Here is a 25,763-nt window from a genome sequence, read left to right as displayed (position 1 = left end):
ACGACGTGAGACAGGGCTCGGAAGTCGAGCGAAGCGAGTCTGCAGGTGTCGGTCGTACCGGTAAATCGGTACAGCAATCACTATGACGCTAGATGAACGCCAGTGGCGCCATCAACGCGATCCCGGAAAGGATACCGGCAGTTAGCTCACGACGCCCGCCGCCGGGCAGATCAGAACCCTGATCAAGCGCTTCCGGAACGAACTCCGTAAGCACGAGGTAGATCATCGCCCCGGCGGCGAACCCGAAACCAAAGGGTAGAAACTCCCGTGCGAGCCGGACGAACGCGAACGCGATCACGGCCCCGATCGGCTGTGGCAGGCTGGAGAAAATCGCCCAGCCGACCATCCGCCATTCGCTGACGTCCATCGCCCGCAGCGGGATCGAGATCGCGATCCCCTCCGGGACGTTGTGGATCGAAATCGCGACCGTCATGAACACTGCGAGCAGCGGCACGAGTTGCCCCGCGATCACGAACCCCTCGACGCCCTCGAATCCCAACTCCGCGAACGACACGCCCACCGCGACGCCCTCGGGAAAGCTGTGTACCGTCAGAATACCGAGGATGAGGACGAGTTTCTTGAAATCCGCCTCCTCGTACTCCCTGGGGTCGAGGTCACTGTCCTGGAGGATCCGGTGGCTCACGACGACGAGCACGACGCCAGTGAGGAGGCCGGCGACGAGTTTTGGAACCGGCTGACCGCCGCCGTTTTCCAGCCCTTCGAGGATCAGGCCGAACACCGACGCCGCGACCATGATCCCGGACGCGAGGCCCCACAGCCCCACGTTCCAGCGGTCGCTGATCTCGTCGACCAGAAAGAACGGGATCGCGCCCAGCCCGGTCGCCAGCGCGGTGATAAATCCCGCGACGAACACCAGCGTCAGATTGAACCAGATATCCATCACTCCCGAGTATGGGCTTGGGACACTTAAGACTTATCAGCAATATTATCACTTTGGCCGGCCTAAGTCGTTCGGCCCGCCTAACTGCGCTTTTCAGGACCAAGACTGCCCCTAGTTTGTGATTGAAAAATTATAACTCGAACGATTCGAGCGTCGAGTATACGGGCCCGTCGTCGGTGAGAACGCTCTCGGTGAGCCGGACGTCCTCGACGCGGAGCGAGCCAGCGTCCGGATCGCGCTGTTCGACAACATCCTGAACGAGTTCCTTGCCGCCGGCGTGGTTCATCCGCGCGAGCGTGACGTGCGGCGTGAAGTCGTGATCTTCCGGATCGAAGCCCATCGCGACGGTCCGATCTTCGATCGCCTCGTACAGGGTAGTTAGCTGGTCCCCGCCTTCCCGAACCCCGAGCCAGACGACGCTGATGTACTCCAGGCTGGGGAACACGCCGAGCCCGCCGAACTGCGCCGGGAAGGGGTCGACGTCGGCGGTCTCGACGGCTCTCTCCAGTTCGTCGATCAGTTCCGGGACGCGGTCCTCGCCGGTGTCGCCGAGGAACTTCAGCGTGACGTGGGCCTGCTCGGGGTCGACGAAGTTCAGTCCACTGGCGCCCTCGAACAGTTCCAGGACGGCCGAAACTTCGTCGGCCAGCCCGTCGAGATCGACGCTGACGAACAGTCGCTTGCTCATACGCGTATGTCTGTGACGTAGCCCTTAACCCTCTGGTTCGCCAACGTCGGAGTATGACTGACGACGAACGCCGCGATCACGACTTCTCGGAGGGGCAGGGATTCGGCGACCCCTACGAGGGGTTCGATCTCGACCCGCCCGAGCTTGAGGTCGACCCCGACCGGGTCGATCCCGTCGATAGCCGCGCGCTGGCGGACATGCTCGACGAGCACAACGTCGGCCCCGAACAGGTCGACGCCGAGCAGCTGCTCGACGTCGGGCTCAGCTACATGGGGATCAACCGCCACGAGCAGGCGGTCGATGCCTTCGAGCGGGCCGCCCGATTCGCCGAGGACGACGGCCTCGAACAGGAGGCGTGGGTGAACAAGGGGGTCGCGCACGCACAGCTGGAGGAGTACGACCAGGCGGTCGGGGCGTACAGAGAGGCACTCCGGATCGACGACGAGTCGGAACACGCTGCCGCCGCCGAGACGAACCTGGCCTATGCGCTCTGGGAGTCCGGACGGGGCGAGCAGGCGCTGGAACACGCCGAACGCGCCGTCGAGATCGACGAGCGTTCCGGACAGGCGTGGTACAATCGTGGCTTCTTCCTGCTTGAGCGCGGGCTCGCCGAAGAGGCGCTCACCGCCTTCGACAACGCGACCCGTCTCGGATTCAGAAACGCGGAGGTCCTCGAAGAGAAGGCACGGGCGCTCGAGGAGACCGGCGAGTACGACCGCGCCGAGGAGGTCGCCGAGGAAGCCGAGGAGTTGCGTGCCGAACAGCAAGAGCGGCTCATGGAGTGACCGATGGCGACCGAATCCAGCCTGCTGCTCTCCGAGCGAGACACCCAGGAAGGGTTGCTCGTCGCCGTCTGCGACGCCGACGTCCTCGGCGAGACGTTCGAGAACGACGACGTCTCGCTGACCGTCACCGAGGAGTTCTACGACGGCGAGCCGGCAGATCCGGACACCGTCGCGGCGAGTCTCGCACGCTGTTCGACGGCGAATCTCGTCGGCGACACTGCCGTCGAGCTGGCGATCGAAGAGGGGTTCGTCGACGAGGACCACGTCATGGAACTCGAGGGAACCCGCCACGCGCAGCTGCTGTGGCTGTGATCGGTCACTGACGTCACGACCCCCTGTCGCTGCGTGTCACACCGGGCCACGGTATCGCTACGATTTTCACCCGTCACCCAGAAGTCACGCACAATGATTCCACGGCAGTATCTGCGGGAGAACCCCGAGCAGATCCGCGACGCCATCGAGAAGAAGGGCGTCGAGGGGGTCGATCTCGATCGCATCCTCGAAATCGACGAGCAGTGGCGCGATCTGAAGGCCGAAGGGGACAGCCTGCGCCACGAGCGCAACGAGATTTCCAGTCAGATCGGCGAACTGAAGCAGGAAGGAAAAGAGGAGGAAGCCCAGGAGGCCATCGAGCGCTCTCAGGAACTCAAAGACGAGCTACAGGACATCGAGGAGCGTGCCGACGAACTGGAAGCGAAACTGGAGCAGGCGCTGCTCGAGATTCCCCAGATCCCCCACGAGGACGTCCCGGTCGGCGAGGACGAGAGCGACAACGTCAAACGCTATCGGCGCGGATTCGACGAGCTTCGGGACCTGCCGGCGGAAATCGACCCTCACTACGATCTCGGCGAGGAACTGGACATCCTCGATTTCGACCGCGGTGCGAAAGTCTCCGGCGGCGGCTTTTACTTCCTGAAAGGCGAGGCCGCCCGGCTGGAGCACGCGCTCATCGAGTTCATGCGGGACGTCCACCGCGAGCAGGGCTACCGCGAGGTCTTCCCGCCGATCCCCGTCCGATCGAAGTCCATGGAGGGGACCGGGCAGTTCCCCAAGTTCGTCGAGGACGCCTACCGTCTCGGTGGCGGTAACGACGAACCCTACGACGACGACGATCTGTGGCTCTGTCCCACCGCGGAGGTCCCGGTGACGAACATGCACCGCGACGAGATCCTGCTGGACGACGACCTCCCGCTGAAGTACCAGGCGTACACGCCCAACTTCCGACGCGAGGCCGGCGAACACGGCACCGAGACCCGCGGAATCGTCCGCGTCCACCAGTTCAACAAGGTCGAGATGGTCAACTTCGTCCGCCCGGAGGACAGCTACGACCGCCTGGAGGGACTGCTCGAAGAGGCCGAAGAAGTGCTCGATCGGCTCGATCTGCCCTATCGCGTGCTGGAGATGTGTACCGGTGACATGGGATTCACCCAGGCCAAGAAGTACGACATCGAGGTGTGGGCCCCCGCCGACGACATGACGGACGGCCCCGAAGAGGGCGGGCGGTGGCTGGAAGTCTCTTCGGTGTCGAACTTCGAGGACTTCCAGGCTCGCCGCGCCGGGATCCGCTACCGGCCCGAGCGCCACGAGTCCGCCGAGTACGTCCACACGCTCAACGGCTCCGGGCTCGCGCTCCCGCGCGTGATGGTCGCCATCCTGGAGTACTACCAGAACGACGACGGCACCGTCACGGTCCCCGAACCGCTGCGACCCTACATGGGCGGCAAGGAACTGATCGAGGGACAGACGCCCGTCGGTGAGAGCGCCGTCGGTGCAGGCGAACGCGAGTAGGGCGTGCGTCGCTGACAGTACTGCTAGAGTTCTTTCCGCGTCGTCGGATCGTCAAGCTCCCACAGTACCTCGGGCAGGAACGCCTCCAGGTTGTCGATCACGCGGCGGTCGCTGACGTGCAGCCCGTCACAGTACTCCCGGGCCTTGTCCCTGACGGAGACGTGGATCTCACCGTCCTCGACGGAGACTTCCAGGGGAAACGTCGAACACCGGGCGGGCTTCCAGTCGTGCTCGGCGTGGAGTTCACAGAGGCCGTCCTCCCGCAGGAAGTAGCAGGCCTGCCCGTCGACGTCGACGTGTTCGTCACGGTCTTTCGGCTCGCGCTTGATGAAGTCCGTGCCCTTGCGCTGGACGGTCGCGTCGCTGAGACTGGCGTGGTTGGCCAGCTTGAAGAAGTCCTGCTCGTACAGCAACACCCCGTGATGGCAACACCACGTGCACTCATCGACGCACTCGAAGGTGAGCTCGGGGTCGAACTCCACGACGACTTCCTTGTCGCCGTGGACTGTGACGCGTCGGTGTTGCTCGCTGCTCACACGCCAGCACTGGTGACTCGCGAGCAAAGGCCTTCCGGAAGGGGCAGTCGTTCGATCGGCCGTCTTGCGCCACGGCGAGTTCCGGGGACAGGTACCCCATCTGCCGAGTCACCCGACCGTTTCTCCGCATATCCGATACATCACAAAGGATATACGGAGAGATATTCGAAAGTCGGTACGAACGATGTCTTCGCCAGACTTCCCGAACGGCCACCATCCCGGTCCGCCTCGGTTCATGCACGCCGACGAGAAGATCGTGGACCCGATCTTCGTCGACAGCCGCCACGGTCTCGATCGGGACAACCTCTCGCCGACGATCGACGGGGCGTCCGAACGCGATCCCGACCCCTACGATCCCGAGACGTTCTCGTGGTCGCTGGTCGAGCAACCCGAGGACAGCGACGCAGTCGTCGAGTTCGCGCCGACGCCCTACGACGACGTCGAGCAGTACGACCACGGCGACCACCACACTGCCGAGTTCCAGCCGGACGTGCCGGGCACGTACCTCTTCGAACTGGACGCTCCGGACGGGACATACCACCAGACCGTCCGCGTCTTTCCGCGAGCCCCCGACGACGCCGGCGGGCCACCCCGTCTCGAACTCGACGGCCGGTACGACGAGGAGCGCGAGGAGTTTGTCCTGCTGGCCGACGCGGAACTGTCCCCGACGAGCAACGCCTTTCGCGACGATCTTACCGTCGAGTGGCTCCCGGAGGACGGGACGAGCCTCTCGCTTGCGGACGTGACGATCGAGTCGCCGATCACCGAAGTGGCGACCCCGCCCTCGGAGTCGGACGAAGTCGTCGGCCAGCAGGTCCGGATCCCCGCCGACGCGCTCGACGATCCGGCACGACTGTTCGCCGCACCTTACGACGGGCAGGTCGTGGGCAACGTCGACGAGATCCTCCTCGATCCCGAGGCCGGCACCGTCGAGTTGCCCAACCGTCCGCCTGAATGGCTCGACGACGCCGTCGTCTACGAGATCTTCACGCGCTCGTTCGCGAGCGAACCCGGCGAGACCGACTTCGAATTCCTGACCGAGAAGGTCCCCTATCTCGACGAACTGGGGATCGACGTCGTCTGGCTGACGCCGATCGTTCCCGCCTGGTCCGCGCAGGTCGACCGCGCGCCGGGTGGCCCGCACGCCTACTCGACGGAAGACTACTTCGACGTCGCCGAGGACCTGGGCACGATGGAGGAGTACGACCGGTTCGTCGAGACCTGCCACGATCACGACATCAGGGTGTGTTTCGACCTGGTGATCAACCACGCCGGCTGGACGAACCCCCGCTTCCAGGATACGATCGCCGAACTGGGCGAGGACATCGGGGACAAGTACGTCCTGCCACACGTCGAAGAGTGGAACGAGAACTCCAAATACTTCGACTGGTTTGACCGGCGGGCCGACGGAACCAAAACCGACGCCGCGCCCGCGGCGACGTACTTCTTCGGGACGCGTCTGCAGCCGAACCTCAACTACGGCAACGTGGCGCTTCGCGAGCACATCATGGCCGCCGCGGAGTACTGGGCCCCGAAAGTAGACGCCTTCCGGTGTGACATTGCCTGGGGCGTGCCCCACTCCTTCTGGAAGGAACTGCGCCGGCGCGTCCGGGCGATGGACAGCGAGTTCATGCTGCTCGACGAGACGATCCCGCGGCTGCCCGCCTTCGCCGAATCGGAGTTCGACGCCCACTTCGACACGACCGGGTTCATGGACGCCGCCCACGCCGTCGCTCGCGGCGACCGCCCCGCCTCGGATCTCGTCCGGGCGATCGAACAGCGATTCATCGACGGCTTCCCGACCTTTACCCGGATCCTCAACACGACCGAGAACCACGACGAGCGACGCCTCTATTACGAGGCCAAGACCGAAGGACGGCGCGAAAACGTCGCCAAGGCCCAGCGGGCGGCGATGGCCGCCGCCGTGACGCTGCCTGGCGTGCCATTCGTCCTCTACGGGCAGGAGCGACTCATCGGCGAATACGGGCGGCCACGCGAGAGCGCCTTCGACGATGACGACGACCGCTCGGACGACGACATCAAGAACGACCCCTACAAGCGGGCGTTCATGAACTGGAATGCGTATCCAGCAGAGCACATCCAGTTCTACCATGACCTGTTCGACCTCTATCACGAACTGGACGTCCTCGGGCCGGCGGCCGACCTCGCGCAGGCACCACACAGCAACGTCGATCCCGACGACGTGGTCGTGTTCGGCCGCGAGACGGACGAGCAGTCGGTCGTCATCGTGATCAACTTCGGCGACGGGTCGGCGACGGTCGACCTGCGAAACGCCGTCGACCCCTGTAACCTCTTTACCGGCGAGAACTGCGAAACCGACGGGCCGGATCACGCGACCCGCGTCGAAGTCGAGACGCTCGGAGTCTTCGAGACGCCCGGCGTGCTCGGACCGAGCCACCGGCCGTAGAAACGATCCGTCTGATTACCGATTCTGAAGGTCGTGGTAGCTCGCGAGCAGTTCGTCGCTGTCGACACCGGAGAAAGATTCGGTGATGAGCCCGAGAAGCACGGCCAATCCCAGCAGCTGTCGGGTCGCGGGATCGGCCTCGACTGGATTGGCCGGCGACTCTATCGGTGCCGACTGATCGACTGCGAGCACGTCGTGGAGATCGATACCTGCGCCCAGCAGGTGCGCGAAATCTCCGATAGCAGCGGCCACTTCCTGTTCGAACTGGTCGTGGTACGGCGAGTCCGGATCGAAGGTGCGCGCGCCGTTGCGGATCCCGTCGAGGTACTGGACGACGGCCGGATCGAGAAACCCCTCGCGGTCGCCGCGGTCGGTCTGGCGTTCGCCACAGCGCGGGCAGTAGCGATCCGCCTCCGAGATCGGGCCGCCACAGTAGGGACACTCGGACATACTGGGTCATCCAGGCCGGGCGGCCAAGAGGATTGTGCCCGAGGTGGACATCCTCGTCCGATGCAGAGACGTTCAGCGAACCGGGACGAGGGGGGCGCGCCCGCGCCTGTCGTCGCCGCTCACCCGGTGCGTCCGACGACGAATCTGGCGACGCCGATCGCCGCGATGACGAACCCGACCAGCACGGCGACTGCGGTCCAGAACTCGCTGGTCGTCCCGACATCGAGGACGACGTACTCCATGGCGTCGATCAGATAGGTGATCGGCATCAGTCGCGCCGGATACTCGAGGTACGTCGGCAACTCTTCGACGGGCATGAACGTTCCGCCGAGGATGACCTGGGGCGTGATGACCACTGGAATGAACTGGATCGCCTGGAACTCGTTCTGTGCGAACAGCGAGAGGACGACCCCGGTACCCAGTGCCGTGAGCGCCCCCAGCAGCTCGATCAGGACGAACAGGGCCACGCCGTTGGCAAAGCTCACGTCGAGAAAGGCCACGGCTGCCAGGAGCAACACGAGCGACTGAACGGTCGCGAGAACGCCGAAGCCGACGACGTATCCGAGGACGAGTCCGCTTCTGGAGACGGGGGCAACCAGCACGCGTTCGAGCGTCCCGGCCGTCCGCTCACGGAGAAAGCCGATCGCCGTGAGGATATACGTCAGGAAAAACACGAACACCCCCAGCAGGATCGGTGCGACCGGTTCGGGGCGGGCGAACACCTCGCTGAGCAGCCAGATGAGAAACGCCGGCACGACCACCACCAGCGCCAGCGTCCGGCGGTCGCCCCGCAGCGACAGGAGGATACGCGTGGCGACCGGAATCGTCCCGTTCATGCCGATTCCTCCTTTTCGAGGAGTGCCAGGAAGGCACCTTCCATGTCTTCAGCTCCCGTTCGGTCGAGGAACGCCGTCGGCGTGTCGAACGCGAGGACGCGTCCGTCCCGCAGAAAGAGGACGCGGTCGCAGTTGCGGACCTCGCCGAGGTAATGCGTCGAGACGAGTATCAGGGCCCCTGCTTCCCGACGTCTGCGGAACGCGTCCCACATATTCGCCCGCAGCTTCGGGTCGAGCCCGACTGTCGGTTCGTCGAGAAAGACGACGTCGGGATCGTGGACGAGCGCGCAGGCGAGGCTCGCCCGGCGGATCATCCCGCCCGAGAGATCGCTGATGCGGGCGTCGGCCCGCTCGTGCAGATCGACGAACGAGAGTGCCCGATCGACCGCACGCTCGCGGTCCGGGAGGTCATACAGGCTGGCGAAGAACGCGAGGTTCTCCCGGACGGTCAGATCGCGGTACACTGCCTCGTGTTGTGGCATGTAGCCGATCCGGGCTCGGTCGTCATGCGACAGCGAGAGCGAGTCCGCCCCGCCGATCGCGCTCGATCCGCCGGTCGGACCGAGCAGACCGAGCAGACACTTGATCAGCGTCGTCTTGCCCGAACCGTTCGGGCCGGCGATGCCCACGATCGCTGGGCCGTCGAGAGCGAGATCGACGCCGTCGAGCGCGGTGATCGGCCCGAACTCCCGGCGGAGTCCCTCGACAGTGATCGAAGGTGGAGTCGACATATCGCGACAGAGGTGTGCCGACCCGGTAGCGATTGTGCCGTCTATAGCCGGGGCATTTTTACGATACGGCCGACCAGGTGCGGGTGTGAAGTATATGGAGTTGACGGCGACACCGGACCCGGAGTCTGTGCCGCCGTTCTTCGAGGTGATCGCCGACGCGCCGTTCGTGGCCGAGACGCGATTGGTCGACTGGAACCTCGGGGATACCGATCGACCGACGCTGTTGTATTCGATCACCGGCGACGAGGCAGCGTTCCGCGAGGCGATCGAACGGACGGGGATCCCGGTCTCGTGGGACGTCACGACGATCGACGACGGACGGTTCTATTGCTACTTGCGAGTCGATCCCGTCTCACAGTTAGCGACGGTGCTGGAGGCGGCCAGCACGGAGGGGCTAGTCGTCGTGAAGCCGGTCGTTTACCGCGACGGGAGCGTCACCGCCCGGCTGGTCGGTGAGTCCGAAGTGTTACAGTCGGTTCTCCGATCGATGCCGAGCATCGTCGAGATCGACGTTCGGGCGATCGGCGAACACGCTGGCGGACGGACCGACCCGCTCGCAGCGTTGAGTGAGCGCCAGCGAGAAGTGCTCGAAGTCGCACTCGAGATGGGCTACTTCCAACAGCCGCGACGCGTCACGCACGCAGACGTCGCCGAGCGACTCGGCTGTGCTTCCAGCACGGTGAGCGAACACCTCCAGAAGGCCCAGGCGAAGCTCGTTCGGGCAGCCGTAGCTGACGTCCGTGAGACGGAGCCGCGACAGTGACAACTCGTCGTCCGTGATCGAGTCCGTTCCCCGTGCCGGGGAACAGCCTACAAAAGCGTTTAGGCTCGGGGCACGAACGGGGTGATATGAATGGCCGGGACGACACCGACGAGGCCGAGCTTCCGGGCGCGCTCGTGACCGAATACATCGAGCGTGAATCGGGGACCCGGACGTTGCTGGACGAACTCGAACGGCTCACACTCGAAGGCGAGCACGAGGAGGTTCGCGAGCGGATCCGGGCGCTCGCCGAGAATCGGCCGGGCGTCTTCTTCGCCGTTGCGCTGAGTCTCACCGGCTCCAAGCAGTTTTTCGGTGACGTCGAAGCCCAGCTGGACGTGACCGCTGCGGACAAACTCCGTGACCTCGCGGAGACGTATCCGTCCCTGGAGGAACCGTTCAACGTCGTGCGCACCGAGCAGTCACACGACCGGTACAACCCCGTGACCGGCCTCTCGACGACGACGACCTACCACGCCGAGGAGGAGGTCCCGTTGATCAGGTATGCGATGCAGTCCGGCGAGCTGTCACTGCTGGAGGCGACCGAGTCCCCCCAGGAAGTGTTGCAGGTCGCTATCTATCTCGTGCAGGCGACTAACGACTCCCTGGAGGCGTCGCTGGAACAGGACCACTCGGTCAACACAGAAGAGCTGAGCGGACTGATCGACCGTCGCGAGGAACTGGAGTCGGAACTCGATCAACTCCGCGCCCGGATCGACGAGCTCCGTCGTCGTCCGGTCGGTGACGAGTGAGCTTCTCCGTTTTCGAGGCTACAGCCCGTCGAGCAACGCGTCGACGTCCTCGGCCGTATTGAACGCGTGGACCGACGCCCGCACGGCCTTCGGGTACGGGAGCGACCGGACGATCACGTCCCGCTCGCGGAGACGCTCGACGGTCGCCTCGGGGTCGTCGACCCGGAACGTTACCAGGCCGGACTCGTACTCGCGGGGGCTGAGCAGCCGCTCGTCGTCGATCCCGTCCTTGAGTCGATCGGTGAGGCGTGCGATCCTGGACTCGACGGTCTCCATGCCGATCTCCTCGAGGAGATCCATCGCTTCGGCGAGACCGACGTGTGGCAACGGCGAGGCGGTGCCGACCTCGAAGCGAGACGCTCCCTCGCTGAACGCGTACTCCGGATCGGTCGGCGTCTCGACCGACCGGTAGCCGATCCGGCGGGGCACCAGCGCGTCGATCGCGTCGCTGTCGACGTAGGTGAAGCCGCTGCCCCAGGGGCCGAGCAGCCACTTGTGACCGGATCCGACGACGAAGTCCGCACCCCACTGCTCGAGATCGACGGGATACTGGCCGGGCGACTGGACGGCGTCGACGAGCACTTTCGCGCCGGCGTCGTGAGCGATTTCGGCGATCTCGCTGACCGGCAGGCGCGTCCCGTGAGTCCAGGTGAGCGAACTCACGGCGAACAGTCGCGCGTCCTCGGCGGCAGCCGCGACCGCGTCGAGATCGACTCGGCCGTCCTCCGTCTCGAGCACCCGGACCTCGATGTCTTCGAGATCGGCCAGCCGGTCCCACGGGAGTATCCCGGCAGGATGCTCCAGGTCCGTCCTGACGACCACGTCGCCGGGCTCCCAGTCGATCGCGCAGGCGAGCAGATTCACGCCGTCAGCCGTGCTCTTGGTGAGCGCGACCTCGCGGGGGTCGACACCGAGAAAGCCGGCGATCGTCTCGCGCGCAGCCTCGTACGTCTCCCAGCCGACCGTGTAGACGCCCTCACCGACAGGGACCTCGTACTCGAAGTACTCCGCGAAGTCTGTCATCGCCTCGACAACGCGACGCGGACTCGGACTGGACGCACCGGTGTTGAGATAGACAGCACGGTCCAGTGCCGGGACGTCCGCCCGAAGTTGCTCGGGATCCATGTTCGGGTGTGGCGGTCCAGCCGCCTTGACGTTGTCGGCAGTGTCGTCGTCGCGTCTCACATCGCGCCCGCAAGCACGCTGCCCAGCCCTGCGCCAAGCGCGACGCCCACCAGCGCGGCCGCCAGCGAGCCGGCAGCGTTGGTGACCGCACGACGCCGGTGGCCGGTCTCGTAGAGCCGAACGGTCTCGAACGCGAACGACGAAAACGTCGTGAACGCGCCACAGAAGCCAGTCGCGAACACGAACGCCAGCTGCGCATCGAGCGGCACCGTCACGAGCAACCCCAGCGCGACGCTCCCGAGCACGTTGACGGCGAACGTGTCGGCGTTGTCCGTCTCGATCCGGGCGCCGACGAGATGGCGGGCGATCGCGCCGAGCACGCCACCGACGCCGACGAGCACGGCCGGGCTCGTCACGGCAACGACCCCCTGGTGACGGCGCGAGCACCGACCACGGCCAGGAACCCGAGCGCGTAGTTCGCGCCGACGTTGAGAACCGCCATCGCTGGATCGAGCGTCGCCGTCTCGACCGCGAAAGTGCTGTAGGTCGTAAACGACGAGAGCAGGCCCGTCCCGAGGATGAGCCGCGTCTCCGCGCTCAGCAGGTCCGTGAGATGGGCTTCGTAGAGCAACAGTCCAAGCGCGAAACTGCCCAGGACGTTCACCGTCAGCGTCCCCCAGGGAAACCCGCCCGGCAGTGCCGTCGAGATGGCATACCGGAGCGTCGCCCCGACGAATCCGCCGATGGCGATCAAAAGCAGTGGTTCGGCCCGCGCGAGCGGGTGGTCCCGTCCGGTCATTGGGCCCGATTGGCCGAGGCACTATTCAGCAGTTTCGAATCGAGGGAAAACGAAACGATCAATCGAGATTAATTCCGACTGCCCGAAGTATTCCGGCCATGACTGTTCGGCCATACCTCCTCATATTGCCGGCTGTAACTTTTCGAAACGATTCGGCACGCCGGCGTGCCGAATATCTGTACGAACTTACAGTCGGCAGTAGCAGCCAGGTTCAGGTCACTCCTCGTAGGCCAGGTTCATGATCCACTGCGTGAAGGCGTCGCTCTGTGGATTCACCTCTTCGTCACCGATGAACGGCGAGAGCATGTCGCCGGCCATCAGGAGAGAGAAGTCGAGATCCCTGGCTTTCGGCGTCAGGTAGTACGTATTGTGGCCGTTGTAGACGGTGTCTTCGCGGTCGATCAGGTCCTCTTCGACGAGCGACTCGACGATACGGCTTCCCTTCCGGGAGCTGACGTCAAGTTCCTTCCAGAAGTCGCTCTGGTGGATCCCCCCGGTTTCCCGGATGAGTTCGAGACCGCGCCGCTGGTCTTCCGAGAGATCGTCCTCGGCCGATGACGTGCTCATGTGTGCTGTTCGCGCCCGGATTCGCTTAAAGGTGGCTTTCGATCTCTCGCGGTGGGCTACAGGTCGGCTTCGATCGGCCGGTAGTCGGTCTCGCAGGGCGGTCCGTCCGCGAAGTGATAGGTGACGCCGTCGCTACCGACCGTGATCAACGACGACGAGCGCGTGCCGAACCCGTCGCCGTGGACGCAGACGCCGTACTCGTGATCGCGGATCGCTTCCCGCGCCCGGCGTCGCCACGTCTCGGCGTCCTCTCCGGGCTCGGGCTGGAGCTCCGTCCGCAGGCGGTCGACGTTCTCGGCCTGTCTCTGGGCGTGCTCGCGGCGGCGGTCCGGGATCGCGTACCGGCCGTCGGCGCCCGTGTTCGCGACGGCGTGGACGCCCGGGTCGAGGTTCCGGATCGCCACCCTGCCGTCGTACTCGACGAACAGCGCCGCGGAGCGATCGGCGACGACGAGGTTGAACGGCTCGTAACTACGCGCGTCGAGTTCGCGTTCGACGTAGCGGACGGCGTCTTCGGCGCTCTCCCGGCCGAGCGCGTCACGGACGAGCAACCCGCGAGAGCGGTCGCCCGCCAGTTCGACGTCGGTCCAGCGGTTGGTGATCGCGACGAACACGTCCCGATCGTTGACGCCGATCCACGTCCCGCCGGCCTCGCCGTCCCGCGGGGCGAGCACTGCCGGGCCCGAATCGAACGTCTCGGGCGGTCGTGACGGCCGATCAAGCGCCTCGTCGCGGTTGGCCGCCGCGACGATCGGCGCCTCGGCGAAGGTCTGCCAGGCGAACACCAGTGTGCACATGTACCGCTGTAGGGTTCCCCGAGTCCTAATACTGCGGGCTCGCCGGACGGACAGATATGTATGTCTCGGCTCCCCAGAGTTCGGCGTGTACCGCACTGGCCACCAGGGGGTCAACCTCGTCCTGTTCGCGCCGGTCTTCGCGGCGCTCGCGCTGACCGGACATGTCGTGCTCGGTATCGTCGGCGTTGCGGTCGTCTTCACCACCGCATCGATGCCGGACGCCGACGTTCGGTTGCCACTGGTCGCTCACCGCGGGATCACCCACACCGTCTGGGCGGCCAGCGCCCTCGGACTCGCAGTGGCGATTCCGGTCTACTACACCGGGGCGGCAGTCGCGTCGTCGGTCCCCGAACTCGCCGTCTACACGCCGGCGACGCTTGGGGTGTATAGCGGCAGCGTCGTGGCGTTTTCGGTGCTCGGACACCTGGTCGGCGACCTGGTGACGCCGATGGGAATCAGACCGTTTGCACCGCTGTCGGACCGATCGTATTCGCTCGGACTCTGGACCGCGGATTCGATTGCAAACAAGGTACTGTTCGGCATCGGCGTGGTCGTGCTGAGCGGGACTGTCGCTCTCCTCGCCCTCGTCTAGCGCGCCATTCATTACGACGCGGCCGAAACGACGGATATGGACCCCGCGGTACTGCGCGAGGACATGGTCGACAGCCTGGAACACGAGAGCAAAGGCTGTCTCGAAGACGAGGAGGTGTCGCTGGCAATGCGAGCGGTCGAACGCGAGCCCTTCGTGGACGACGCTCCCTACGCCGACCGGACCGGGGAGCGCCACGGAACGCGCGTGCTCGCACCCAGCACTGCCGCGCGCTTGCTGGACGCCCTCGCCCCGAAACCCGACGATCGCGCGCTGGTCGTCGGTGCCGGCGTGGGCTACACCGTCGCGGTGATCGCCGAGATCGTCGGCGCGACCGACACGCACGCGATCGACATCAACCGACAGCTCGTCTACGAGGCGCGCTCGAACCTCTCGAAAGCGGGTTACGACGAGGTACTCGTCGACTGTCGAGACGGCGCGGAGGGGCTTGCTGCATACGCACCCTATGACTGTATCCTGCTGGAGGCGGGCGCGGTCGAGCCGCCGCGAGCGCTGCTCGAACAACTGGCACCGGACGGCCGGCTCGTCATGCCGCTCGGTGCCGGCACGCAGACGCTGTCGGTCGTCTCGAAGGGCGGCGAGATCGAACGCCACGGTACTGTCGCCTTCCAGCCGATGCTGGTCGACGGCGAATCCACCCACGAGATCGAACGCAACCGAACCCGCCGCGAGGACCGGGAGTTCGCCCGCAAACACGCCGAGTCCCGGCCCGGCTGGGAACAGGACTGGATCGACTGGGACGACGCGCGGTGGTGAGTCGATCGCCTGTCCCGGGACGGCTGGTCGGCGAAGCTAACTTTAACACGGTCGGGCGAGTGCCGGACGCATGGGCGATCGCGAACTCGTCGAGCGAACCGACGAGCCAGTGACGACGGATCGGCTCGTCGAGGACGTCCGCGCACTGGGCGTCGAGTCCGGCGATACTTTGCTGGTGAACCCACCCCGGGGTCAAGTGGTTCGAGAGACTCCGTCTCTCGTCATCACGGAAGACGACGTCTTCCGTACGACTCCGGGGCTTCCTGCTTCAACGACGCGCTTTGCATCCACCCCCTCTCGCTGAGGTGTGAACGTAGGGAGCGCAGTCTGCACAGGCGTTGATTCGGAGCGTCCCGCCCCTATCTGCTTCAAACCACGAGAGAGAATATTCTTCGCCGCGTTCAGGTCGCGGTCTTGCGAGTGGCCGCACGCCGGACAGGAATGTTCGCGTACCCAGAGTGGCTTGGCTGTTTCGACACCACACACAGCGCACTCTTTCGTCGTGCCTGCTGGCTCCACTTCCACAACGTGTGTGCCGTGCAGGTCAGCCTTGTATTCCAACAATTCAAGAAACTGCGACCACGCGGCGTCTTGCTTGTTTTTGGCGTTCTGACTGGTTTCCAGCATCGGCTTCACATTCAAGTCTTCAACGGCCACAACGTCGTATTCTGTGACGAGCCACGTCGTCAACTTATGCTGGTAGTCTCGCACCTTCCGCTTGATTGTCCGTTTTGCTTGTGCGACCTTCCGACGTTGGTTCTCCCAGTTGGCAGAGCCATGTTCTTTCCGGGCGAGTCTCCGCTGTTCGCGTGCATAGCGGTCGTACTCATCGGACAGGTCAAGCGTGTCCACAGACAGATTCTCCGAGGTGTGGATGTAGCTGGTAATGCCAAGGTCAACACCTACGCAGTCCTCGGGGTCAATGTCTCTGAGCGGCGGTTTCTCGGGCGTGTCTTCCACAGTGGTCACGAGTGAGACATACCATTCACCAGTTGTCTCTTTCTTGAGGATAACCTCATCAATGTCGTCTGCTGGTGGTACGTCGCGTTCTGCTCGAATCTTGAACCAGCCAATCTTTTCGAGTCGAAGTCGTACGAATCGATCGTTGCCCGTGTTGTTATCCACGTTGAAGCGACTGGACTGATTGTACGACACTGACCGAAATTCACCTTTGCCTTGCCACCGCAACCGCCCAACATCGTAGCCTTCGTCTCGCCGCTCTTGGAGTGTCTCAATATCGTCGTGGATTTGACTTATGGCCTGTTGAGCGGCGTGTTGCGAGGGTTCGGCAAACGTCGGCCAACGGTCTGTCCACTCGGTGAGTTTGTCGTGTTGGTCGTAGTCGGATGGCCGGTTGTTGTAGTCACTACTATAGTAGTCTCGGATAGCGTGATTGCGAATCTGTCGAAGAATGTCGATTTGCCGCCACGCTTCGCTCGCCACGCCGTCGGAAAGGTACGCACGGAAGCGAAGCGTGTGTTTCATCGTGGTTAGTCAGATTCTTCTTTTTCTCGCTGTTCTTGGATTGCTTTTTGTAGCAGTCCACTCGGTGAGAGATGAGGCTGGTCATCAAGCCACTCCCCATCTTCGTCTGGGACTGTCACTGTATATCGTTTTGACACACGTTTTGATACGTTCTGAAACTCAAAAAGTGTTTTGGAGCGTATTTTGTGCATTAATGCTGTCGGCTTCAACCCCGGGGTCAAGCCCCGGGGCAGTCGCCTTGTACCGCCTGTACACCGATCCCGAAGAGTGGTCGAACCCGCCGGTTCCCGAAGACTGGGTCGAGCCGATCCGCGCCTCGATGCCGCCGTACTGGCCCGCCGTCACGCCGAGCTACGGCGTCGGTGACATTCCCGAGTGTCTCCGGACATACCCGGAGGCCGTCCGGAGCCGTCACCCTGTCTTTTCGTTTGCGGCACTCGGTGCCGACGCCGAGGCGATAGTTGGCGATCACCGGCTCGATTTCGGGCTCGGCGAGGGCTCGCCGCTGGCTCGCGTCTACGACCGCGACGGGCGAATCCTGATGCTTGGGACCGACTACGGGACGAACACGTCGGTCCATCTCGCGGAGTATCGCGCTGACGTTCCGACCGAGCGGACCGAGTACCGGGTGCCGATCCGCAGGGACGGCGAACGCGTGGTCGTCACCCTTGACGACATCGAGACAAGTACTGACGACTTCGAAGCGCTCGGAGCGGCGTTCGAACGGGAAATCGGCGTCGAGCGTGGGGCCGTCGGCGAAGCGGAGGCAACGCTGCTGGAACAGTCGGCGCTGATCGATTTTGCAACCGAATGGTTGGCGGAAAACCGGGGTTAGCCTTCGAGCGCTCCCCGAGCCACCGAGAGCTATCCGAGTGGAATGGTGGCGGAAAACCGGGGTTAGTCTTCGAGCGCGTCGGCGATCCGGTCGACCGACCGCCGGAGGTCGTGGACCTCGTCCCGGAGTTTGCGCAGTTCGCGAACCATCTCTTCGTTGTCGCCTTCTTCCTCGCGGCCGCGGCCGCCGGGGCCGCCGCCCATGCCGCCGGGACCGCCGGGACCGCCGCCCATCATGCCACCCATCATCTGTGCGAAGGGGTTGCCGCCACCCATCCCGCCGGGGCCGCCACCGCCCATCATCTCTTCCATGCGCTCTTCGCGACTCATCTCGCTGCCTTCGCCCTCTTCTCGCTCCTCGGCTCGCTGCTGGCGGATCTCCTCGACCCGCTCGCGGAAGGATTTCCCGTCCTCGCCGCCCTCGCTGTCGTCTCCCTCTTCGCTACGCTCGCTTGCCTCGTCGGGATCGGACGCCCGGGGCGTGTTCCGGGGGGAGGGGATGTCTTCCTGTTCCTCGGCGTCGGACTGGTCTGGTTCCTCGTCGTCTGTCATGCCCAGGTCTTTGCGTGGGGTTCGGAAAAGCGTTGTCTTGTGGATGGGTCTAGCCGGCGAAATCGAACTGTCGGCGCGCCAGCAGCGAGAGGCCCGCCAGCGCCAGCAACAGCAGCGCGAGGTTGAACGCCGCCTGGAACAGCGACACGTACGACGCGGAGACGAACTCCGAGATCGCCTGGCTGGCGTTCGTGTAGAAGCCGTACGCGGTGATGGCAGCGAACAGTGCCAGCCCGATCAGCGCGAGCAGTTCGAGCCGTTCTCGCAGTGACCGCTCGTCCCTGCCAGCGGAACGTCTCCGACCCTGCTCCCCGGAGTCGCTCCGAGACGCTGTCTGCTGTTCGTCACGGCTTTCCGCGCCGACAGAGATGGTGTCGCTCGTGTCCGTTTCGTCGGACGGCGTCTCGGCCACGCCATCGGATTGCGCGTCCGTGGGGTCGTCAGGCCCCTCCGAACGTGCTTGTGCTGCCTGTTCGTCCGGATCGTCAGTGGGGTGGTCCGTGTCAGTCATGGTGTATCCGCCTGAGCAGGAGGGTACTTGCGAGGACGGCGACGAGTGCGACGGCGACGCCGAATCCGGGGCCGTCACCGCCGCCGGTCTTGGTCATCGTGGTTCGCGGTTCACGCTCCCGCCCGTCATCGGGCTCATCTGCGACGAAGTCGTCGACGCTCAGGTCGACCGACCGGGTCGTCCGGTTCACGTCGACCGTCTCCGTGGGATCGAGGTTCGCCGCGGCGGCCGCGGTGTCGACGATCACGTCGTCGCGAGTGAGGATCGCGTCGAGCTGGTAGGAGTAGTTGTCGGGGACGGACAGGCGGGCGGTCGGCGTACTCGTCCGGCCGGGACGAACGTCCTCGACCTCGACGGTGGCCCGGTCGGCGACAATGTTCGAGTCGGACTGGCGGGCGCGCACGAGCAACTGCAGGTCATCGGCCGGCTGATCGCCGCGGTTCGTCAGAAACGCCGTCGTGTTGAGCGTCACGTCACCGTCATCCGAGGCGACGACGTCGTAGGTTATCGTCGGGAACAGCGGACCGAACTCGTGAAACTGCAGCCCCGTGTTCGCGGTGGTCGGCTGGAGTGCCTCGATTCCGTCGATTCCCGCCGACCGAGTCGCTCGACGCTCGCTATCGACGAACACCAGCGTCTCGAAGCGATAGCCGCCGGATCGCTCGACCGTCACGTTCAGGCCGACGGGGTCGTCGCTATCGCCTTCGAGCACGCCGATCGATCGGCGTGCCCGCGTCTCGACGAGACCCGTGTCGGTATCGATCACGCGGACGAGCAGCGAGACGTTCTCGGACGTCCCGCCCTCGTGTGAGATCCAGTTCGTCACCGTCAGCGTCGCCGAGTCCCCGGAGACGTCGAGTGGCGTGAGACGGATCTCCGAGAGACGCAACTCCCCGTCGGGGGTCGGCTCCGAGTCGTCTTCGATGTCCGCCAGGGCGCCCGGTGCGACCAGGGCGAGCAGAATGGAGACGGCAAGTACCACCGCCGCCGCCCCCACGAGTGCGTATTCGCGTTGCACACATCTGACTGCTTAACGCCGCTATAAGTGTTTTGTGCCGCCAAGATGGATCTGAAAATATAAACCCGTCGAAAGCACGGAGTGGAACGAGTCACTCGAAGGCACTCAAACTGGATTGCAACTGCCGCGATGCGGCCTGACGGCTGACGTCGTACCCGACCAGTTCGCGCATGTCTACGGCGTACGTGCTCCCGCCCCGTTCGAGGACGAGCACGCGCCCTTTCGAGCCCCGAACCGTTCCGGTCGCCATCGTTTCGACGACTGGTCGGTCAGCGAGGTCGAGCCCGTACTCGAAGGTATAGGTCGCAATGGGATCGTACGCGTCCAGCAGATCCGCCCAGGCGTCCGAGTCGACGGCGCGGTGAAGCCCCTCGATCTTCGTTGGGACCCGGACCCGATCGCCGACGTCAGCGGCGATGTCCGCCTCGATCTGTCTGGCGATGCGACCGTTTTCGACCGTCCGGACGTGGGCTGCCCGGTCGGCCCCTTGCTCGCGAAGCCGGGTTTCGAGTCGCCACGAGCGGGTGACGCCCACCTTGAACGTCGCCGGTGCGAACGCCGCCAGGTAGACCGCGTGCTCCTCGCGGCAGGTCTCCAGGGGCAGGTTACAGTCACCTGTACAGCGTGCACACGGCCAGCGATCGGTGTGCTGGGGACAGTAGGGGGCTTCTGGCGCGTCACAGGCGAGATGGCGCGCCGTGTCGCCGGAGCCGTCGATCGTCCCGGCACAGTGGCGCTCTTCCAGCGTCAGCGCGAGTCGCTCGCCCGACCGGAGTGGCTCTCGCTCGAGGTCACCGTCTGCGGCGAGGATCAATGCAGGCTCGCCGTCCGGCGCACCCGTCTCGTAGCCGACGATCTGCACGCCCTGCCGTAGCGGCCGGAGGGTTTTGGCCCTTGCCATCGGCACGCCGATTCTGCCGGCTGTGCGTGGAGGACGTCGATCGTGTCGCGACGACCGCGTAGCGACGACGATGGAACGGGCAACACAAGCCAGGATGATCAACATTATCAGGGGCAAACGCGGATCCACACCCATGACAGAACGAACGTCGACGACACGCCGGAGATTTCTCGCAGGTGCGGCCGTCACAGGAGCGGCTGGACTGGCAGGCTGTGGCGCCCTGAGCGAAGGGGGGGACCCGGAGGGGAAACTCTATCAGCCGGACGCGTCCGAATCGACGGTCACACCAGACGAGGACGGACTCCTTCCGACGCCCGTACTCGGCGATCCCGACGCCGACGTGACGGTCATGGTCTTCGAGGACTACGTCTGCGGTCACTGCGCCAGCTACGTGGTCGAGCACTTCCCGGACCTGGGTGAAGAGTACATCCAGCCGGGGACGATCCGGTACGAGCACCACGAGTTCCCGCTTCCGCTGAGCGAGGAGTCCTGGCGCGCTCCGAACGCGGCCCGCGCCGTCCAGGACACCGCCGGAAGCGCGGCCTACTGGGAATATTCACAGCGACTGTACCGCAACCAGTCAGATCTGGGTCCCGACCTCTACGAATCACTGGCCGAAGACGTGGGTGCCGATCCCGGTCTCGTTCGAAGCGCTGCTGTCGACGAGCAGTACAGCGAGACGATCCAGGCCGACAAACAGTTCGGCGACAGCCTCGGCGTCGAGGCCACGCCGACGGTGTTCGTGAACGACACCGCCCTCGATAGTTACGACTTCGAGACGATCTCGCAGGCCATCGACGACGCACTGTAATCCTCCGAACCGCTGATCGATCCGAAAGCGGCTAACCTGTGCCGAGAGACGGGGTAGGTATGCAAGACGAACCGCCGGTCGTCGTCCTCAGACTCGGTCATCGCCCGGGCCGCGACGAACGGATGACCACCCACGTCGGGCTTACTGCGCGCGCGCTCGGAGCCGATCGGCTCGTTCTCGAAGCGGCGGCCTCGGGACGCAAGGAGACCGTCACCGACATCACCGATCGCTTCGGCGGCCCCTTCGAGGTCGAAGTGACCGACCAGCCGCTGGGTCGGGTCCGATCGTGGGACGGGGCGATCGCACACCTGACGATGTACGGCCAGCCGGTCCAGGACGTCGAAGACGAGATCCGTTCTGTCCATCGAGAGGAACCGTTGCTCGTCGTCGTCGGCGCGGAGAAAGTCCCTTTCGAGGTCTACGAACGCGCCGATTTCAACGTCGGCGTGACGAACCAGCCACACTCGGAGATCGCCGCACTGGCCGTGTTTCTCGACCGATTGTTCGAGGGCCGGGAGCTCGAACGCGAGTGGCGCGACGCCGAGAAGCGCGTCGTTCCGCAGGCGGCCGGCAAGCGCGTGATCGACGCCGACGAGGAGTGAACACGGGGCGCTCTGCCCTCACTGCAATTCGATCTTCCGGACGAACGGCATGTTGCGGATCTCGTTGATCAGTTCGCCGGGGAGTTGCTGGCCGGTGATGACGTACAGCTTCGGCTCGTCGGAGAACTCCGGGTCGTCGCTGATGACCTGCCGGATCGCGATGTCCTGCTCGGCGATCGCACTCGTGACTGTGGCGACGATCCCCGTCTCCTCGGCGTCACCGACAGTCACCGTCAAGACAGTCAGATCCAGCACCGGCGCGAGATCCATCAGACTCGGGATCGCGGAGATGTTCTGGAAGATGCGACGCAACTCCGGGTCCGCCAGGATCGCGTCGGTCGTGGCGTCGACGACTCGCCGGTCGACATCGATCTCGCGGGCGATCCCCGTGTTCGGGATCTCGATTCCCCCGGAGACGACCCGCCCCTCGTCATTGACTGAAAACCCCCGTTCGAGCAAGAGGCGGATCACCCGCTGCTGACTCGGGCTGTCCTCGAATTTCTTCATGATCTCGTCGAACATACCCGATACAGGACACCCCAGGGTCTTCAGCGTGATTATCGGACCGAACGGGCCCGATCGCTGGACATCCAATGGTGCGCGCTCCGGCTGAACGAACGATATGCCCCCGGTTGAACGAGCGGTGCGCGCCCCGGCCAGAGACGATCCTTCCCACATTCCGTGCGGAAACTGTGTGAACGTTCTTTCGAAAATACCCGAATTTCCACCTATTGAGCCGTCAGATGTGTAGTTTTCCCTCCCCTGATGTGTGTGTCGCGGTACCAAACATCCACAAACAATTATTATACTCGGGCACGAACAGTGACGTGTATGGCGACACGCCAGCAATCCCAGACGGGGTATCACACGTGTACCTGTGGCGCCGAGTTCGAGAGCACGGAGGAACTCCTCGAACACGCACGGGAGTCGCACGGGATCAGCGTATACTAGCTGGCGGGTTTTCACATCGTGAACGATCGACCTATACAAAAACAGTTTTAGCCGTCGGTACGGAGTTACGAACACCGACTATGTCAGGCATCGAGCTCACAGCGAGTCAACAGACGATCCTGCAGGAACTGGTAAACAGCTACCGCGAGAGCGACAGCGCGGTCAAAGGCGAGCGGATCGCCGAGGAGATCGACCGCAGCGCCGGGACGATCCGAAACCAGATGCAGAGCCTCAAGGCCCTGCAGCTGGTCGAAGGCGTTCCGGGTCCGAAAGGCGGGTACAAACCGACAGCAAAGGCCTACGACGCGCTGCAGATCCAGCAGATGGACCGCTCGGCTGACGTCTCGCTCTATCACAACGGTGAGTACGTCGAGGAGGCAAACGTCACCGAGATCAACCTGACGAGCGTCCACCATCCCGAGAAGTGCCGCGCCGAGATCTACCTCCAGGGGTCGATGTCCGACTTCGAGCCGGGCGATACGATCACCGCCGGCCCGACGCCGTCTGCTGGCCTGCAGATTATCGGCACGATCGACGGCAAAGACGAGACGAACAACGTTCTCGTGCTGGTCATCGACGACATGCGCGCGCCGGTCGAGGAAGACGAACTCGAATAGCGTCGCAGGCCGACATCCAGTGGTTCCGCGAGCGGAACACGGACAACGCGTCGACAGTCGTTTCTCGAACGCGGGGGCAGGGCTTTTCACTCCGCCGGTCGTATACCAGGTAATGGCAGAGGTCTGCCCGACGTGTGGACTCCCGGAAGAACTCTGCGTCTGTGAGGACGTCGCAAAGCAGTCCCAGGAGGTCTCGGTCGAAACAGACGAGCGGCGGTACGGCAAGCAGATGACGATCGTCGACGGACTCGATCCCGACGACGTCGACGTCGGGGAACTGGCGTCGGATCTCAAATCCAAACTCGCCTGTGGCGGGACCGTCGACGACGGCCGGATCGAACTCCAGGGCGATCACGTCGACCGCGTCGAGGACTACCTGGAAGACGAAGGCTATCCCGTCGAGTAGGGCCGAGAGTACACATATCTTTTTACGCTCCGACACGTAGTAGAAGTATGGGCAAGCGAATCAAACAGACGATCAGTCGTGCAAAGTACGCAGCAATAGGCGCCTCGGTCGGGGCGTTCGTCGGCGGTCTCATCAGTCGCAACGCGGCCAGTACCGGGGCCGGCCTCGGCGCGCTCGTCGGCGCGACCGTCGGTGAAAAGCGTGTCTCGGTCGATGAATTCGTCGGTCAAGTCAAGGACCGAACCGGCGAGAAAGCCGCCGAAGAGTAGTCGATCGTGGGCGCGTTTTTATATTCTATCACGCCGTAGCGACCGGTGTGACCACGGATCCGTCGTTCGAGATCCCGGCCCGACCACAGCGCCGCTATCCGTACAGTGGCGGGGTCGAGTACGAGGGCGAGACGGTATTTCGCCTCCGGCCGACGACCGACTGGTCCGAATCGGGATTGCAGGCGCTCGTCGAGGAGATACTCGGGGGCGGAGCCTACACCTACGGCGACTGGCTGGACCTCCCGATGCCGCTGTATCTCGTACACGACGAACAGACGGGGGACGTCTTTCGGGTCGCGGTCCGCGGAGGGACCGTCGAGTTATACGTCCTGCCGGCGACGGAGTCCGCAGGGTTGCGCCAGTTCTACGAGACGCTGGACGCCCACAGCGACGACCGGTGGACGGTCGAGTTGACCGTCGAACGGGCCTGATGACGCGCCCAGGGTCGCTCATACTGCCGGCTGTAAGTTCTAAAGATATTCGGTACGCCGGCGTGCCGAATCATTTCGAAAAGTTACAGCCGGCAGTATCAGAAGCCGCTCTGGTCGATCGAGTCGACGAGCCGCTCGACTTCGTCGTCGTCGACCGTCGCCAGCGGGCCGGGAATCGTCCGGGCGAGGGCAGCCGTCGCGACGGCGTTCGACAGCGCCACGTCCGGCCCGTCGCCATCGAGTAGCGTCGCGAGGAAGGCACCGATGAACGCGTCGTGCTGTCCGGTCTCGTCGACTGCCTCGGTCTCGATCGCGTCGCGGTCGTGAATGACGCCGTCGTGATAGACCAGCGCACCGTATTCGCTGCGGGTGAGCACGACCATCTGGAAGCCCCATTCCGCGGCCACTGTCGGGGCGATCTCTCTGGCCTGTCCGCTCTGGTCGAGTACGTCTCGCACGTCGTCCTCGGACGCGAACAGCACGTCGACCGAGTCGAAGACGCCGGTCAGCGTTTCGCGAGCCGCGTCCGGCGACCACAGCTCCGGCCGATAGTCCAGCTCCAGCGCGGATACGCCTTCTCCGCTGCTGCCGGCCCGAAGCACCGCCGCCCCCGTTTCGGCCGCCGTCTCCGAGAGCGCGAGGGTGCTGCCGGCGACAAAGACACTCGAGGCCGACTGGACGAGATTCATATCGAGGTCGCCGGGTGTCATTGTCGCGGCCGCCGCCGACCCGCGGTCGTCGATCCGGACGCGCTCGCGTGGCTCGCACGGCGGTTCGTAGAACGTCAACCCCTGCCGGCCGTCGTCGCTCCAGTCGACCTGCGTCTCGATCCCGTGTTCGTGGAGTTCAGAGACGACACGACGACCGAGCGGCGTCTCGGGCAGTTTCGAGAGCCAGACCGCGTCGGTTCCGAACCGACTGGCCGCGACTGCGACGTTACTCTCGGTGCCGGTCGCGTACATTCGAACGTCGGTCGCCGTCTCGAGTCGCTCGTTGTCCCTCGGCGACAGCCGAAGAGACGTGTCCCCAACAGTCACCAGTTCGACCATACCGAGGTATCACAATG

32 protein-coding genes and 1 pseudogene are annotated in these 25,763 nt (G+C 64.4%); 15 read left to right on the top strand and 18 right to left on the bottom strand.

The genetic code is table 11. The features are described from left to right. Positions 1–88 precede the first annotated feature (88 nt). Positions 89–901: a ZIP family metal transporter gene (locus OB916_RS04565; RefSeq protein ID WP_315908094.1), complete on the bottom strand. Its 813-nt coding sequence runs from the start codon at positions 899–901 to the stop codon at positions 89–91. A 130-nt stretch (positions 902–1,031) separates the two neighbouring features. Beyond that, positions 1,032–1,589: an RNA 2',3'-cyclic phosphodiesterase gene (gene thpR, locus OB916_RS04560; protein ID WP_315908093.1), complete on the bottom strand. Its 558-nt coding sequence runs from the start codon at positions 1,587–1,589 to the stop codon at positions 1,032–1,034. A gap of 53 nt (positions 1,590–1,642) precedes the next feature. Here thpR and OB916_RS04555 point away from each other — a divergent pair, with 53 nt between their 5' ends. The 3 genes from OB916_RS04555 to serS all read left to right on the top strand — a co-directional run bounded on the left by OB916_RS04555 (position 1,643) and on the right by serS (position 4,162). Next, positions 1,643–2,374, top strand: a complete 732-nt coding sequence (locus OB916_RS04555) for a tetratricopeptide repeat protein (protein WP_315908092.1) — start codon at positions 1,643–1,645, stop codon at positions 2,372–2,374. A 21-nt stretch (positions 2,375–2,395) separates the two neighbouring features. After that, positions 2,396–2,686, top strand: a complete 291-nt coding sequence (locus OB916_RS04550; RefSeq protein ID WP_315908137.1) for a DUF424 domain-containing protein — start codon at positions 2,396–2,398, stop codon at positions 2,684–2,686. Positions 2,687–2,779: 93 nt separating this feature from the next. Continuing rightward, positions 2,780–4,162 carry a serine--tRNA ligase gene (gene serS / locus OB916_RS04545; protein ID WP_315908091.1) on the top strand — a complete coding sequence of 461 codons (1,383 nt, stop codon included), beginning with the start codon at positions 2,780–2,782 and terminating at the stop codon, positions 4,160–4,162. 23 nt (positions 4,163–4,185) lie between these two features. Here the strand turns inward: serS and OB916_RS04540 are convergent, their stop codons facing one another. Next, positions 4,186–4,698 carry a YkgJ family cysteine cluster protein gene (locus OB916_RS04540; RefSeq protein ID WP_315908090.1) on the bottom strand — a complete coding sequence of 171 codons (513 nt, stop codon included), beginning with the start codon at positions 4,696–4,698 and terminating at the stop codon, positions 4,186–4,188. A 184-nt stretch (positions 4,699–4,882) separates the two neighbouring features. Between OB916_RS04540 and OB916_RS04535 the strand changes: the two genes are divergently transcribed. Beyond that, a complete protein-coding gene (locus OB916_RS04535) occupies positions 4,883–7,126 on the top strand; it encodes an alpha-amylase family glycosyl hydrolase (protein WP_315908089.1) in 2,244 nt (747 codons plus the stop codon). A gap of 15 nt (positions 7,127–7,141) precedes the next feature. Here the strand turns inward: OB916_RS04535 and OB916_RS04530 are convergent, their stop codons facing one another. The 3 genes from OB916_RS04530 to OB916_RS04520 form a co-directional block, all read right to left on the bottom strand. After that, positions 7,142–7,576: a zinc ribbon domain-containing protein gene (locus OB916_RS04530; protein WP_315908088.1), complete on the bottom strand. Its 435-nt coding sequence runs from the start codon at positions 7,574–7,576 to the stop codon at positions 7,142–7,144. A 119-nt stretch (positions 7,577–7,695) separates the two neighbouring features. Beyond that, positions 7,696–8,412, bottom strand: coding sequence for an ABC transporter permease (locus OB916_RS04525; RefSeq protein WP_315908087.1), 717 nt, complete (start codon positions 8,410–8,412; stop codon positions 7,696–7,698). Then, the gene (locus OB916_RS04520) at positions 8,409–9,143 is read right to left on the bottom strand and encodes an ABC transporter ATP-binding protein (protein ID WP_315908086.1); all 735 of its coding nucleotides are present in this window, start codon (positions 9,141–9,143) and stop codon (positions 8,409–8,411) included. The genes OB916_RS04525 and OB916_RS04520 overlap by 4 nt, the downstream gene beginning before the upstream one ends. A 94-nt stretch (positions 9,144–9,237) precedes the next feature. Between OB916_RS04520 and OB916_RS04515 the strand changes: the two genes are divergently transcribed. Together OB916_RS04515 and OB916_RS04510 are read left to right on the top strand one after the other, a co-directional pair. Beyond that, positions 9,238–9,906: a helix-turn-helix domain-containing protein gene (locus tag OB916_RS04515; protein ID WP_315908085.1), complete on the top strand. Its 669-nt coding sequence runs from the start codon at positions 9,238–9,240 to the stop codon at positions 9,904–9,906. 86 nt (positions 9,907–9,992) lie between these two features. After that, positions 9,993–10,655, top strand: coding sequence for a hypothetical protein (locus OB916_RS04510; protein WP_315908084.1), 663 nt, complete (start codon positions 9,993–9,995; stop codon positions 10,653–10,655). 18 nt (positions 10,656–10,673) lie between these two features. Here OB916_RS04510 and OB916_RS04505 read toward each other — a convergent pair whose 3' ends face one another. The 5 genes from OB916_RS04505 to OB916_RS04485 all read right to left on the bottom strand — a co-directional run bounded on the left by OB916_RS04505 (position 10,674) and on the right by OB916_RS04485 (position 13,943). After that, the gene (locus OB916_RS04505; RefSeq protein WP_315908136.1) at positions 10,674–11,780 is read right to left on the bottom strand and encodes an aminotransferase class V-fold PLP-dependent enzyme; all 1,107 of its coding nucleotides are present in this window, start codon (positions 11,778–11,780) and stop codon (positions 10,674–10,676) included. Positions 11,781–11,836: 56 nt separating this feature from the next. Further along, the gene (locus tag OB916_RS04500) at positions 11,837–12,196 is read right to left on the bottom strand and encodes a fluoride efflux transporter FluC (RefSeq protein WP_315908083.1); all 360 of its coding nucleotides are present in this window, start codon (positions 12,194–12,196) and stop codon (positions 11,837–11,839) included. Then, positions 12,193–12,579 (bottom strand): fluoride efflux transporter FluC, encoded by a 387-nt coding sequence (locus tag OB916_RS04495; RefSeq protein WP_315908082.1) that lies wholly within the window; start codon positions 12,577–12,579, stop codon positions 12,193–12,195. Before OB916_RS04495 ends, OB916_RS04500 begins: the two co-directional genes overlap by 4 nt. 216 nt (positions 12,580–12,795) lie before the next feature. Then, positions 12,796–13,146 (bottom strand): helix-turn-helix transcriptional regulator, encoded by a 351-nt coding sequence (locus OB916_RS04490; protein ID WP_315908081.1) that lies wholly within the window; start codon positions 13,144–13,146, stop codon positions 12,796–12,798. A 56-nt stretch (positions 13,147–13,202) separates the two neighbouring features. Next, positions 13,203–13,943: an NRDE family protein gene (locus OB916_RS04485; protein ID WP_315908080.1), complete on the bottom strand. Its 741-nt coding sequence runs from the start codon at positions 13,941–13,943 to the stop codon at positions 13,203–13,205. An 85-nt stretch (positions 13,944–14,028) separates the two neighbouring features. On the opposite strand from OB916_RS04485, the gene OB916_RS04480 reads away from it, so the two are divergent. Then, positions 14,029–14,535 (top strand): metal-dependent hydrolase, encoded by a 507-nt coding sequence (locus OB916_RS04480; protein WP_315908079.1) that lies wholly within the window; start codon positions 14,029–14,031, stop codon positions 14,533–14,535. A gap of 36 nt (positions 14,536–14,571) precedes the next feature. Beyond that, complete coding sequence (locus OB916_RS04475) at positions 14,572–15,309, top strand: protein-L-isoaspartate O-methyltransferase family protein (RefSeq protein ID WP_315908078.1); 738 nt, start codon at positions 14,572–14,574, stop codon at positions 15,307–15,309. Positions 15,310–15,501: 192 nt separating this feature from the next. Here OB916_RS04475 and OB916_RS04470 read toward each other — a convergent pair whose 3' ends face one another. Continuing rightward, positions 15,502–16,794 (bottom strand): RNA-guided endonuclease InsQ/TnpB family protein, encoded by a 1,293-nt coding sequence (locus OB916_RS04470; RefSeq protein ID WP_315908077.1) that lies wholly within the window; start codon positions 16,792–16,794, stop codon positions 15,502–15,504. A gap of 250 nt (positions 16,795–17,044) precedes the next feature. On the opposite strand from OB916_RS04470, the pseudogene OB916_RS04465 reads away from it, so the two are divergent. After that, positions 17,045–17,629 (top strand): annotated as a pseudogene (locus OB916_RS04465) (aminoglycoside N(3)-acetyltransferase); the annotation flags it as partial. Positions 17,630–17,691: 62 nt separating this feature from the next. Here OB916_RS04465 and OB916_RS04460 read toward each other — a convergent pair. The 4 genes from OB916_RS04460 to OB916_RS04445 form a co-directional block, all read right to left on the bottom strand. Then, on the bottom strand, positions 17,692–18,180 hold the full coding sequence (locus OB916_RS04460; RefSeq protein WP_315908075.1) for a hypothetical protein: 489 nt from the start codon (positions 18,178–18,180) through the stop codon (positions 17,692–17,694). 49 nt (positions 18,181–18,229) lie between these two features. Continuing rightward, a complete protein-coding gene (locus OB916_RS04455) occupies positions 18,230–18,691 on the bottom strand; it encodes a hypothetical protein (protein ID WP_315908074.1) in 462 nt (153 codons plus the stop codon). Continuing rightward, complete coding sequence (locus OB916_RS04450; RefSeq protein ID WP_315908073.1) at positions 18,684–19,709, bottom strand: DUF7490 domain-containing protein; 1,026 nt, start codon at positions 19,707–19,709, stop codon at positions 18,684–18,686. The genes OB916_RS04455 and OB916_RS04450 overlap by 8 nt, the downstream gene beginning before the upstream one ends. Before the next feature lie 91 nt (positions 19,710–19,800). Further along, entirely contained in the window at positions 19,801–20,610 is an 810-nt protein-coding gene (locus OB916_RS04445) for a DUF2797 domain-containing protein (RefSeq protein WP_390884023.1), read from the bottom strand. A gap of 133 nt (positions 20,611–20,743) precedes the next feature. Here OB916_RS04445 and OB916_RS04440 point away from each other — a divergent pair, with 133 nt between their 5' ends. Both OB916_RS04440 and OB916_RS04435 read left to right on the top strand, forming a co-directional pair. Beyond that, entirely contained in the window at positions 20,744–21,421 is a 678-nt protein-coding gene (locus OB916_RS04440; RefSeq protein ID WP_315908072.1) for a DsbA family protein, read from the top strand. 59 nt (positions 21,422–21,480) lie between these two features. Then, positions 21,481–22,023: a tRNA (cytidine(56)-2'-O)-methyltransferase gene (locus tag OB916_RS04435; RefSeq protein WP_315908071.1), complete on the top strand. Its 543-nt coding sequence runs from the start codon at positions 21,481–21,483 to the stop codon at positions 22,021–22,023. Positions 22,024–22,041: 18 nt separating this feature from the next. Here OB916_RS04435 and OB916_RS04430 read toward each other — a convergent pair whose 3' ends face one another. Continuing rightward, positions 22,042–22,545 carry an amino acid-binding protein gene (locus tag OB916_RS04430; RefSeq protein WP_315908070.1) on the bottom strand — a complete coding sequence of 168 codons (504 nt, stop codon included), beginning with the start codon at positions 22,543–22,545 and terminating at the stop codon, positions 22,042–22,044. Between the two features lie 509 nt (positions 22,546–23,054). On the opposite strand from OB916_RS04430, the gene OB916_RS04425 reads away from it, so the two are divergent. From OB916_RS04425 to OB916_RS04410, 4 genes are all read left to right on the top strand, one after another. Beyond that, a complete protein-coding gene (locus OB916_RS04425) occupies positions 23,055–23,591 on the top strand; it encodes an HTH domain-containing protein (protein WP_315908069.1) in 537 nt (178 codons plus the stop codon). A gap of 112 nt (positions 23,592–23,703) precedes the next feature. Then, a complete protein-coding gene (gene yciH, locus OB916_RS04420) occupies positions 23,704–23,997 on the top strand; it encodes a stress response translation initiation inhibitor YciH (RefSeq protein ID WP_315908068.1) in 294 nt (97 codons plus the stop codon). A 47-nt stretch (positions 23,998–24,044) separates the two neighbouring features. Next, positions 24,045–24,266, top strand: coding sequence for a glycine zipper 2TM domain-containing protein (locus OB916_RS04415; RefSeq protein WP_315908067.1), 222 nt, complete (start codon positions 24,045–24,047; stop codon positions 24,264–24,266). A gap of 47 nt (positions 24,267–24,313) precedes the next feature. Next, on the top strand, positions 24,314–24,697 hold the full coding sequence (locus OB916_RS04410) for a hypothetical protein (protein WP_315908066.1): 384 nt from the start codon (positions 24,314–24,316) through the stop codon (positions 24,695–24,697). Positions 24,698–24,795: 98 nt separating this feature from the next. Here the strand turns inward: OB916_RS04410 and OB916_RS04405 are convergent, their stop codons facing one another. Further along, positions 24,796–25,746: a sugar kinase gene (locus OB916_RS04405; RefSeq protein WP_315908065.1), complete on the bottom strand. Its 951-nt coding sequence runs from the start codon at positions 25,744–25,746 to the stop codon at positions 24,796–24,798. Positions 25,747–25,763: the final 17 nt, after the last annotated feature.

It is taken from the genome of Halapricum hydrolyticum (assembly GCF_025517535.1).
GTDB lineage: Archaea > Halobacteriota > Halobacteria > Halobacteriales > Haloarculaceae > Halapricum > Halapricum hydrolyticum.
This window is presented reverse-complemented; position numbering and strand designations above follow the sequence as displayed.